The organism is Sphingomonas sp. GCM10030256 (genome assembly GCF_042666415.1).
Classification (GTDB): domain Bacteria; phylum Pseudomonadota; class Alphaproteobacteria; order Sphingomonadales; family Sphingomonadaceae; genus Sphingomicrobium.
This window is the reverse complement of record NZ_JBHTDI010000004.1, coordinates 1-10315: the sequence shown is the minus strand read 5'-3', so window position 1 is coordinate 10315 and position 10315 is coordinate 1. Positions and strand designations below refer to the sequence as shown.

Genomic DNA, 10315 nt, shown 5'->3' with positions numbered 1-10315 from the left:
CCTCGCGATCATCCAGGCTCAGCACACGTCGCGATCGTCGTCGCGGTACCGGTCGGATCCCGCCGTGCGGCTTGAGATGCTGGAAGATCGCTCCCGATGACCGGTCGAACACCCGGCCGATCAGCTTTAGACCCTCGCCACGCTGCCACCGGTCCCAGACCTCGGCACTCTCCGCCGCCGTGAACATCCGCCGTCGTCTCTTCGCCATCGCATCACCTCACCTCACCAGGTTTAGTGTTGCGACGACCTTCTGAGACCACCGTCGAAACCGGACATTAGCAACTTAGCTCAATTAACGTCTGCTTCCCGGCTCTACGCGGCGCAACTGGACTGGCCGGGGACGGCCAGGTTCCGACGCTTAGGCTGGCTGACCCGAACGCCTGTTCCTGGTGGGAAGCGGAACGGCTGTTTTTGGTCCGCAGAGGCGGATAGCAGACGTTCGCCCGTGCGAAGGGTAGAGGGGCTGAGCGCCCCTAGCAGTCGCTCGGAGCCGCGCGCCTGCGTCCGCAGAAGCGGACAAGCGTTGGCCTGAGTCAATCGCTGATCAGGATCTCTTCCATCTCGCCCTTCTTGTTCCGGAACAGCCAAACCGTGCTGTAATCGTTGCCAACGTGAAATCCTTCGCTACCAGCCGGCACATTAAATGTGCGATTGGGGCCGAGAACCTGTTCAATCACTTGATCGTGGCTCTTCGGGGGCACTCGGGTCACGGTCATGTTCGTGCAGCTATCCCAAGCTTCGTACCGGAACGGATCGCCATCCGCCCATCGACCTTCGATGACGCAGATCGTCTTTGGCGTGCCGGTGAAGGTTGCTGATCCGACCTTGAAAGTGCGACTCGCTTTCGATGAGTGGGGTGCTGCAGACGCGCTGGCTGGAGCGATGAGTGCAAGAAAGCAGGCCGCTACTGTGATAGATCGCATGTCGGCACCTTTTTTGGAATAAAGGAGAAAGCCGGACCTAGAAGACCGGCTTTCCAAGTAAGTGATGGTCCCGTCTTAGTGTAGGCCCATTCCGATATCGCGGATCATCCATTGGCCGTCGGATGCCTTTTGCAACTCGAACGTCTGCCGCTTGGCTTCACCTGATTGCGGCGAGATGTAGTGGGCTGCGAACTTCAGGGTGTTGTTCGCGGGCTTAGTCCAGTCGGTCAGGCGCAGTACATCCAGGCAAGTATTATTGTCGTGGTAACTAAGGTTCTGCATTGGGATATATTCGTTGTAGAACGGCGGCTTAAAGGTCCGCGGGAAGAGGTGCTGCCGGTTCAGGCTGTTGAGTGCGGCTGAATCGCGCGCGCAAGACAGCGTCGCCACCACCTGGCGGACTAGGGGAGCGGCAGCGGCACGGTCAGCGGCGGTAACCCCATCCTGCAGCGGAGTGTTGAGGAATCCGTCGATGGCAGCGGTCTGCTTCGATGTGATGGTCGCGAGGGACACAGTTGGTCCGTTCTGCCGGGCCGCATTCGCGGAGGTTCCCGGACGCAATTGTTTGACAAGGTCGAAGATCGACTGGGCGGAAGCGGGCTGCGCAAAAAGCAGCGCAGTGGCAGCAACAGAAATTAGACGCATGGGTGTGTTCTCCCGTTGGTGTTGATCGAGCGACGGCAGGGTGCGAACAGCGTTTAAAAACCGCTGTTGAAGCGCAGCCAGCCAGCGGCCGAGGATTGGCCACGGACGTTGCCGGTGTTGATCCCGTAGGCGCCGCCCAGCGAAAGGCGGGCTGCGCCGAAGGCGCGGCTCCAGCCTGCTTCAACGTTTAGCTCCCGCGCGCTGGGTGCCAGGTTGATTAGGCGGACCGTTTCGATGGTCGAGCGGGTCTCGGGGTCGTAGCTGGTCGGCGCCTCGTACCGCAGCTGCGCGCGTTCCACTTTGAGCGGCGAGGTTAGGCCGAAGAGGGCCCGTCCGCCGAAGATGCCGTGAGTGGCCGAGAAGCGGAAGCCGCTAGAGAGGACCGGGTCGGCCAACTGGATCAGAGCATTGCGGGTGGTCACCCTGGTGCGGCCGAGAAGGCCCTCAGCCGAGAGGTCGAAATCGCCTACGTGGCCGTTCCATCCGGCCGTTGTGAACATTGAAGAGGCGCCCTCGATGTTGAACGATCCTGAACCGGTCATGCCGAGGGCCGACCCGACTTCCTTGTTGAGGGCGAGCCCAAAGGTAAGGCCGTGCGGCGTCTCAATGCTGGCGCGCCTGGTAGCCGAACTGGTGCGACCGAATTCGCTGCGAGCCTTAGCGAAGCTGACTCGGCCGCCCTTGGCAAATAGGGTGAACTCCGACCCAACGGTTGCGATCCCGCTGGAGCGCAGCATGGAGCCGGTGATCATCTCGTCGGTGTCGATCGAACTGTGCACCGTTCCGGTGACCGTGGCACTCCGCCCGAAGCTGAAGCCGAAAGCACGAGCTTCCGGAGCATCGGCATAGCCGTCAACCCGAGACAGACCGTCCTGCGACCGCCTGCTGAAGCGCCCGGAGTTCTCCTGAGCGAAGCTGGCAAGGCTGATGCCGCTGGCCTGCACGCCACGGGCAAGCACGCCCATGTTGACCTTGTAGTCGCGGCCGTAGGTATCAATCGCGACTGCCTGTCCCGCGGCTGCGCTGAAGGTTGCCTTGCCATCACCACCGCCGAATGCCGGCGAGACGACGAGCGAGGTGGCATCAACGGAAGATGCCTTTACGGAACTCGTGCTGATCGTCGGGGCTTGGGCCTTGAAGGCATTTTCGACGTTCAGAACGCCAACGCCGTAGATCTGGTCCACGCCCGGGGCGCCGAGGTCGGTGGCGGTGCCAAGGAGGATCTTGGAAATCTCCTGACCGCCGAGCTGTGGCCAATACTGCTTGAGCAGCGCAGCAGCGCCAGCGATGGCGGGAGCAGCAAAGCTGTTTCCAGTCACCGTACGTGGCTGACCGTCGAGGCCAGTAGCCGGCACGTTATGAGATACGACCGACAAGGTCCGATCAGCAAGGAGGCCCGGCGTGCCACTGGCGGCGCGCGGGCTGAGGTCGCCGAATAGACCGATGCCAAACAGGAACCAATTCTTGTTCTCGAAGTCCGCGCCAACCAGAGCCTGGGCGAAAGAGCCATTGGCGAAGCTGTCGCCGGGATCGTTCGATACGGACTCGACCAGCAGCAGATTCTGCTGGCGGACGATGTCCATGGCAGCGTTCTGCTCGACGGCCATGGAGCCGCTGGATGTGCCGTTCGCGCTGAAGTTGATGACGAAGGCGCCGTTCTGCGCAGCGTGACGGATCGCTGGAGCTATCCCTGAGGAGTTGAGGCTAGTGCCTTCCTGAGGAACGCCGTTGACGAGGTTGGCGAAGTCAGGCGCGACGATCTTAATCGCCATGATATTAGCATCATAGGCCATGCCGTACATGTGCGTGCTGTTGCGGCTGCCGGCAGCAATCGAAGCAACCAAGGTGCCGTGCCCATCCCGGTCTTCAACATTGTAATTGGTGGTCTGCGGAGGGCATTCAGCGCAAGCCGCATAGCGGGACTGGATCGCAGAGCTCGTGCTGGCGACGCGGCCCATGAATTCCGGGCTATCGGTGTCGATGCCGGTATCGATAATAGCGATCGTGACGCCCTTGCCGGAATAGCCACGGTCATGAGCGTAGCTGGCCTTCGACGCGAGAACAGCCTTCGAATTCTCCGTTTCGATCTCGGCAGCCGTTTTTGCGGGCGGCGGCGGCGGAGCTGGCGGAGAGGTCGGCGGAGCTGGGATGGTGGCAGGACCACCGGACGTGCCACCACCGCCACAGGCGGTAAGGGTAAAGGCGAGCGAGATGACGCTCGCCGGAATTAGTGCCCGACGCATTACTTGCCTCTTTGAATATGATTATCTGGTTGCCACCAGCAGATGCCCTTAGCCGTCAGCGATCGGTTGCGGTCAGGAGAGCCGGAGTCCGTCTCTATCTGAGGCGCAAGGGCACTGGACTAAGATTGCGAAGTTCTGAGCGATTCCAATCCGATAGCGGAAGAGAACAGCCAAGATTACCGGACCTGTCGGTAACAGACTTTAGGCTGGCGCGCTTGCCTTCAGGGCTGCCTCAATCTTCCGATCCGCTTTGTACTGACTAAGCGCGTAAACGGACCAGATCGCTGCTGGCAGCCACCCGATAATCGTGATCTGCAAAACGAAGCAAATCAAAGCGGCAAATGGCTTGCCGATCGTCAGGAATTGCGCCCACGGCAATAACAGGGCCAAAATCAAACGCATTACTCTTCCCCCGAAGCGTCGTTTTACCGAGCTAATTGGGTTTGGTGTAAGTGAAATTTTATTTCAAGGCCCTGAAATGTCCTCTCGGAAAATTCTGCGGGAATAATGGTTAACAATTATGACATTCCCAGCGCCGAGTTTTCAAGCGTCAGCCCAAGGATAGTCCGGGGGTGGTTTTGAGCGCAGGCGCCGATCAGCGGACGTTCTCCAAGCGGCCAGTTGCCGACCTTCGGGCTGATCCATCTAGGCGTCTCCTCGTGGTGGAGAGCGGCCTGTCCGCTTCGGGGTGGCGATGGCGGTAATCGGACGTTCGTTCAGGCGGCGGGCGGAAGGTCAAGACGGCCACCTTTTGGTTGGGAAGTGTCGTGATTGCTTTCACCTGAGGGCAGGCGTGCAGCAGGCTCTTTCTTGGGCCAGGCCGGTGAGCTGAGATTAGGCCAACTTTAGCGACGTAGGGAAGCCTCTCTACAAGGCTTGCCGTTTGCGCCTCCCGACCTAAGCTGCTTGCCCGATCGGGGGTTGCGTATGGTGTTAAGGTTCCGGCAGTCGTTCCAGCTCTTCCCAGGCGTTCGCCTGAACGTAAGCAAAAGCGGCCTCAGCGCCAGCTTCGGCGTGCCCGGCGCAACGGTGAATGTTGGACCTAAGGGCGTCCGCAGCACCGTTGGCCTGCCCGGAACGGGGCTTTCCTACACGCATCACCACGGATCCTTCTCCCCGCAGACTTGCAGCGATCCTGCCGTCATCTCACCCCAGCCAGCGCCTGAGATCCCGTCCACTCCCAACTTCTACCAGCCGTTCGTCCCGGCCATGCAATCAATCAACAGCGCTACCGTTGAGCAGCTGACCAGTCACAGCCTAGTCGAACTTCGCGACATGATCGCCCAAGCTCGCTCGCAGAAGAACGAGGTGGAGGCGGATCTCGTTGCCGCCACGGTGCTCCAGCGGCAGCAGACAGAGGAGCTCGATCGTCGCCAGCGCAGCTTCTTTCGCTATTTCATGAAGAAGCGCATTGCCGAGCTCGAGCAGTCAGCTCCCGAGACCGCAGCCGAGGTCCAGCGGCTGACCGATTGGCAGTGCTGCACCCACATCGAAATCTCCTTCGAGACCGGCCCGGTGGCGCGGCAAGCTTATGGCGCGCTGACTCGCGCCTTTGAGAAACTTCGCTGCAGCGCCTCGATCTGGGACGTCACCTCTGATCGGTCGACCAACAAAGTAGTCGAACGGACCATGGCTGGTCGAACGCTCACGCGCACCAAGGTCAGCCTGGGCTACACCGGCAGCGACCTTATACGTTTCGACGGTCGCGCCATGCAGTTCGAGAATGCCAACGGCGAGGAGATCATGATCTATCCTGGGATGGTGATCATGCCCCGAAGCGATGGCGCCTTCGCGCTGATCGACTTGCGAGAGGTCACGCTCGGCTTCTCTCCGATCAACTTTCACGAGGACGAGGGGGTGCCGAGCGACACTAAGGTCGTGGGGCAGACCTGGGCTAAGGTGAACAAGGACGGCTCGCCCGATCGGCGCTTCGCCAACAACTATGCCATTCCTGTGTGCCTGTACGGAGGGCTGACCTTCACCAGCCCTGGCGGGGTGCTGGAGGAATATCAGTTCTCCGACGCCATGGCGGCAGCCGAGTTTACCGACGCCTTCCATGCCTACCAGGCGGCGCTCTCCGCTGGCTGACGCTCTGCTCAGTCATTCTTGGCGGTGAGATGCCCGCCTGTGCGAGGCAAACTCACAAAGAGCGGTGACTTCGAGGCCGGCACGCTCCGGGGAAGGCCGGCAGGCACCCAGTCCCTCACTCTTGAGGTAACTGCCTGAAACGGGGGTCGTGCATAAGCCGCCAAGCTGAAGCAGGGTCCACTTGGGCGGCTTAGGCGCGAGAACCGGACGGTTTCAAACGGGTCAATTGCGGACGCGCAGGCTCGCCTCGGCACGTCAACTTCTGGTGGGAAGCGGAACGGCTGCTTTTGGGTCTGCAGAGGCGGAAAGCGGACGTTGGCCCGTGCGAAGCATCGAGCGGCTAAGCGCCCAAACCGGTCATCCCAGTGGGCGTTTGGCGAGGCCGGAAAGCGGACGCTTTCTCAGCTTGCGACTAAGGGTAGATTTCGACCCTCCGCTACTGCGGGCCCGCGCTACCTGGGCTTGCGCAGCGCTTTCTTAATGTGTGTCAGGCATAGCTCACGTTCCCACCCGAAGCCGAGCTCTGGAGCGGCGCCGCGTCTCTAGATTTTTCACCGCGTTCCCCCTGATGAGCTCGGCGCGCTGAACACCGATCCCACCTGAAGAGATTAGATGAAACACCTGCCGATCGCCGCCTTTGCCATCTCTTTTGCGCTCACGGCAGTTCCAGGCGCGGCCGCCACGCTCGGCACGATTACCGGGGACGGCTTCACGTTGGCTATGCCGGGCACGCCGACGAAAAGTGCGAGCGAGGTTGATACCCCGGGTGGGAAGGTTTTGACGCAGGAGTGGATGGCGAAGGACCAGGGTGTGGTCTACGCCGTCACGACCGCCGACTACCCAGTTGCCTTGGTCAAGAGGGTGAAGGCTAGCGTGTTCGTCAGCAACGCGCGCGACGCGGTCGCCGAGCGGCTCAACGGTAGGATTACCTCTGAAGCTCCTGTGTTGCTTGGCGCCAATCTTGGGCTGGCGTTTACAATCACCTCAGACATCGGCGAGTTGAAGGGCCGAAGCTACATGATCGGCCAGCGTGGCTACACATTGATGGTCCTACACCGGTCGGGCGACGATGCTCCGCAGGCGGACGCCTACCTATCATCCCTCCGGATCACACAGTGACGGCGCTTGGCGACTAAATCAGACCGTCGGATAACGGCCACTTGCCGACGATCAGGCGTGCTCCGCTCCGAACGTCTGCTCTTGGGTGGCAAGCGGACATCGCGACGACCGGGGTTTCGCGATCCGTTGGCGCTGCGCGAACTGCATAGTCCTTACACTGGCGAAAAAGCTGACGCCGTCGGCGAAAGCCTGCTTGTCGAGACGGGGCCTTCGCGATGATGACCCTGCCTAGCTCAAGGGCCAAGCACAGCCGCAACTGCCCCGAGCGCCTTCTCTCTAATTTCGGAGACGAATATGCGTATATTCATGCCGGGCTTGGTAGTGATCTCAGCTGCAGCCTTGTCCGTTGCCCCTTGTCGTGCCGCGCCTGCGACTGAGGCTGCTCAGCAGGAACTGAATGGTGCGGCAGCGGCAATGGACGCCGCTTGGGACCGCAAGGATTTGACCGGTTTCGCGACCCTCTTCGCGCAGGACGCTACCATCCAAGCCGGCCCAAATTCCGTTCTCGAAGGTCAGGCAGCGATACGCGCCTTTTTCGGCCGAGACTTTGAGAATAGGCGCGGCACGATGCGCCATGTCAGCGAACCACGTAGTATCGACATGGTGACGCCCTACCTGGCTCTTGTCGACAAAATGGTCCGCCTTGAGCAGCAGGACGCGGATGGCCGCTGGACCGTCCTTCGGACCTTCCTCAACAGCACCTTACTGACGCGGGTCCAAGGCACTTGGAAAATTCGGGCTATCCGGGCGCACATTATTCCGAATGGCTGACCTAAGCTCGCGACATTCGGCACTTTGAATCAGGCTGTCGAATGCCCGGTCACGGATGTCCGCTATGGGTGGGAAGCAGACATTAGTCGGGCCCGTTGGAACGGCGAGTTCGGAACGCGGGACTAAGGCGCACGTTGTGGCTTGATGAAAAAGGAACTCAACCCCGAGGCTCTCGTCGTCGAGGACGAACCCCTCACTCGCATGGTTGCCGCCGACGCGATCTCTGAGGTTGGCGTGAAGGTGTATGAGGCCAGTGATGCTCACGAGGCGAGAGATTTACTCGAAATGCACCCCAAGGTCGGCTTGCTGTTCACTGACATCGAGTTAGCGAGCAACACCAATGGTCTGATGCTAGCAAGGGATGTCCACGACGCACGACCCGACGTCGAACTCATTGTAACGTCGGGAACCAACAACCTCCGCGACAGCGACCTACCTGACCACGGAACTTTTTTGGCTAAACCCTATCGAGCCGAACAGCTTCAGCACATCGTCAAAAAGAAGCTTGCGTCTGTGCACGGCAAGTAGCTACTTGTGTACGTGCGCGGCTTCGGACGATACTTCGGTGCGAGCGGTTCATTACAAAAGACAGACGAGTTCCTTGGCTGCTTTAGAGCCTCTAGCCAGTGCTGGCACATCGTAGCCTCTTTCCCCGGTAAGACCTGGCTCTAATGGACCCTATCGGCGGCGGGGAACTCAACGGTGAAACAAGCGCCGCGGCCGGTAGCCCGGGGGCCAGCATACAGCGTACCCTGCAACTGCCGGACCAACGTAGTGATCACTCGCATGCCAAGGCCGGCGGTCGCTGAGTGGGGATCGAAGCCTGGCGTCAACCCAGTGCCCTCATCGCACACTATGAGGCGATTGATGCCGGCCAAGGCGCGGAACGCCACCTCAATTTTGCCTGCGCCATGCTTAGCGGCATTGGTCACCAGCTCATTGGTAAGGAGGCCGATCGGCTGGATCGAAGTGGCCGGCACCATCGCCAGATCCCCATCGATCACGATCTCTCGGTCCAAAATCCCAGCCAGGTCCTCGCACAAGCGGCGCAGGTAAGCGATACAGGATACTTCGTCGGCCGTATCCGCGTAAAAATGACGGTGGACCTGCGCCACGGCGGCAACACGATTAGCGGCCTGCCGGAGGTGATTGGCGGCCTCACCCACTTCGGGAGAGCGGCTCTGCATTGTCAGCATACCCGAAACGAACTGAAGGCTGTTCATCACCCGATGGTCAATCTCTTTCCCCATCAAATTCGCCTTGCCGACTGCCTGGCGCGCCGAAAGTCCCAGTTCGAGTTGGTCCATTACCACCGAGGCAAGGTCCTTTAGGTCCTCGATCTGCGCTTGTGTGACGGGACGGGGCTCCTTGTCGATCACGCACAACGTGCCGAGGTTGTGTCCGTCGCTCGTGGTCAGGGGAACCGCAGCGTAAAAGCGCAGACCAAACTCCCCGGCCACAAGCGGGTTGGCCAGCGACCGCGGGTCGGTTCGTGCATCCTCGATCAGGTAAGGAGTGTCGCCCAAGATAGCTGACGCGCACAGCCCGGGTTCACGGTCTATCTGTTTGACGGGCAGGCCGTGGTGTGACTTGAACCAGATGCGGTCCTCGTCAACGATGCTAACGATTGCGATCGGAACTCCGAACCGACGAGCCGCGAGTGCTGTGATACGATCAAATGCTCCGTCGGGTGGGCTATCAAGAATATCGTAGCGCCGAACCGCGGCCATGCGCTCGGCTTCGTTCGGCGGCAAAGTGTCCGCGACTGCCATTAGAAGTCCCCTGTTCCTGCCGCGATTAAAGCGACTTTCTTAGGCCGCTCCATGGCATGTCGGCTTAAAACTCAACCTGAACAACAAGTAGGCTCGAGCTAGCAGTCCAGCATCAACGACGGCTCACGTGGTTTCCCGAGCGCCAGTGCGCAACTTTGACCGTAGAGGTCAATGTCCGCAATGGGTCGAAAACAGACATTAGCTACTTAGCTTCGGAGCGTCCGCTATCAGCCCTCCAGGTACGCAGCCCCGACGTTCTCCTGACGGCCAGCAATCGACGGAAGGACATGACTGGCGAGGCAAGCCCGGCCTATTGAGGGCTAATGCCTAGGTCTTCAGCCATCGACCGCGCCTTTGATCTCGCAAAATCGGGGCAGCACCGGAGTGTTGCCGCTATCCTCAGGCAGCTGGATGACGACGAGCGGTCAGAAGTCGAGGCGCATCTCGCGACTCCCAACGCCAGACGAGAGCTTATCTTGGTCTGCGGTGATGCCTGGCTTGCAGCGCGCTGACGTTACGCGCTGGGGGCAACTCCGTCTTCTGTGGGTCCAAAGCGATCTCTTGCAGCTTGGCTGAACGAACGACCACTTAAACCCACCTCGCGCCGCAAAGCAGACCAGCTGCTCTCGGCCAGATATCACCCAAGAGATGGTTTTCTCCCTCGGCCGCTGTTGGCCGAGGAGATGATCCATGGGACATTCGATCTACGACCCCGGACAAGACTGCCGCCCAGCGTGGAACGTTGGTCGGAAGC

General features: G+C 60.4%; 9 protein-coding genes and 1 pseudogene. 4 read left to right on the top strand and 6 right to left on the bottom strand.

The genetic code is table 11. From position 1 onward, the window contains the following. The 5 genes and pseudogenes from ACFQPG_RS12305 to ACFQPG_RS12285 all read right to left on the bottom strand — a co-directional run. Positions 1 to 208, bottom strand: a pseudogene (locus ACFQPG_RS12305) (IS30 family transposase); the annotation flags it as partial. Positions 209 to 533: 325 nt separating this feature from the next. Further along, a complete protein-coding gene (locus tag ACFQPG_RS12300) occupies positions 534 to 923 on the bottom strand; it encodes a hypothetical protein (protein WP_380813816.1) in 390 nt (129 codons plus the stop codon). 75 nt (positions 924 to 998) lie between these two features. Then, positions 999 to 1568, bottom strand: coding sequence for a hypothetical protein (locus ACFQPG_RS12295; RefSeq protein ID WP_380813813.1), 570 nt, complete (start codon positions 1566 to 1568; stop codon positions 999 to 1001). 53 nt (positions 1569 to 1621) lie between these two features. Continuing rightward, positions 1622 to 3811 (bottom strand): S8 family serine peptidase, encoded by a 2190-nt coding sequence (locus ACFQPG_RS12290; protein ID WP_380813810.1) that lies wholly within the window; start codon positions 3809 to 3811, stop codon positions 1622 to 1624. Positions 3812 to 4012: 201 nt separating this feature from the next. After that, on the bottom strand, positions 4013 to 4213 hold the full coding sequence (locus tag ACFQPG_RS12285) for a YqaE/Pmp3 family membrane protein (RefSeq protein WP_380813807.1): 201 nt from the start codon (positions 4211 to 4213) through the stop codon (positions 4013 to 4015). 525 nt (positions 4214 to 4738) lie between these two features. Between ACFQPG_RS12285 and ACFQPG_RS12280 the strand changes: the two genes are divergently transcribed. The 4 genes from ACFQPG_RS12280 to ACFQPG_RS12265 all read left to right on the top strand — a co-directional run bounded on the left by ACFQPG_RS12280 (position 4739) and on the right by ACFQPG_RS12265 (position 8317). Next, on the top strand, positions 4739 to 5899 hold the full coding sequence (locus tag ACFQPG_RS12280) for a DUF4236 domain-containing protein (protein ID WP_380813804.1): 1161 nt from the start codon (positions 4739 to 4741) through the stop codon (positions 5897 to 5899). Positions 5900 to 6511: 612 nt separating this feature from the next. Next, complete coding sequence (locus ACFQPG_RS12275) at positions 6512 to 7018, top strand: hypothetical protein (RefSeq protein WP_380813801.1); 507 nt, start codon at positions 6512 to 6514, stop codon at positions 7016 to 7018. Positions 7019 to 7312: 294 nt separating this feature from the next. Beyond that, positions 7313 to 7789, top strand: coding sequence for a YybH family protein (locus ACFQPG_RS12270; protein WP_380813798.1), 477 nt, complete (start codon positions 7313 to 7315; stop codon positions 7787 to 7789). A gap of 144 nt (positions 7790 to 7933) precedes the next feature. Continuing rightward, a complete protein-coding gene (locus ACFQPG_RS12265; RefSeq protein WP_380813795.1) occupies positions 7934 to 8317 on the top strand; it encodes a response regulator in 384 nt (127 codons plus the stop codon). A gap of 140 nt (positions 8318 to 8457) precedes the next feature. Here ACFQPG_RS12265 and ACFQPG_RS12260 read toward each other — a convergent pair whose 3' ends face one another. Continuing rightward, the gene (locus ACFQPG_RS12260; protein ID WP_380813792.1) at positions 8458 to 9561 is read right to left on the bottom strand and encodes a sensor histidine kinase; all 1104 of its coding nucleotides are present in this window, start codon (positions 9559 to 9561) and stop codon (positions 8458 to 8460) included. Between the last annotated feature and the right edge of the window lie 754 nt (positions 9562 to 10315).

Bases quoted from the DNA above. Each gene is read 5' to 3' on its own strand.
- ACFQPG_RS12300 (WP_380813816.1), bottom strand. From the start codon at position 923: ATGCGATCTATCACAGTAGCGGCCTGCTTTCTTGCACTCATCGCTCCA.
- ACFQPG_RS12295 (WP_380813813.1), bottom strand. From the start codon at position 1,568: ATGCGTCTAATTTCTGTTGCTGCCACTGCGCTGCTTTTTGCGCAGCCC.
- ACFQPG_RS12290 (WP_380813810.1), bottom strand. From the start codon at position 3,811: ATGCGTCGGGCACTAATTCCGGCGAGCGTCATCTCGCTCGCCTTTACC.
- ACFQPG_RS12285 (WP_380813807.1), bottom strand. From the start codon at position 4,213: ATGCGTTTGATTTTGGCCCTGTTATTGCCGTGGGCGCAATTCCTGACG.
- ACFQPG_RS12280 (WP_380813804.1), top strand. From the start codon at position 4,739: ATGGTGTTAAGGTTCCGGCAGTCGTTCCAGCTCTTCCCAGGCGTTCGC.
- ACFQPG_RS12275 (WP_380813801.1), top strand. From the start codon at position 6,512: ATGAAACACCTGCCGATCGCCGCCTTTGCCATCTCTTTTGCGCTCACG.
- ACFQPG_RS12270 (WP_380813798.1), top strand. From the start codon at position 7,313: ATGCGTATATTCATGCCGGGCTTGGTAGTGATCTCAGCTGCAGCCTTG.
- ACFQPG_RS12265 (WP_380813795.1), top strand. From the start codon at position 7,934: ATGAAAAAGGAACTCAACCCCGAGGCTCTCGTCGTCGAGGACGAACCC.
- ACFQPG_RS12260 (WP_380813792.1), bottom strand. From the start codon at position 9,561: ATGGCAGTCGCGGACACTTTGCCGCCGAACGAAGCCGAGCGCATGGCC.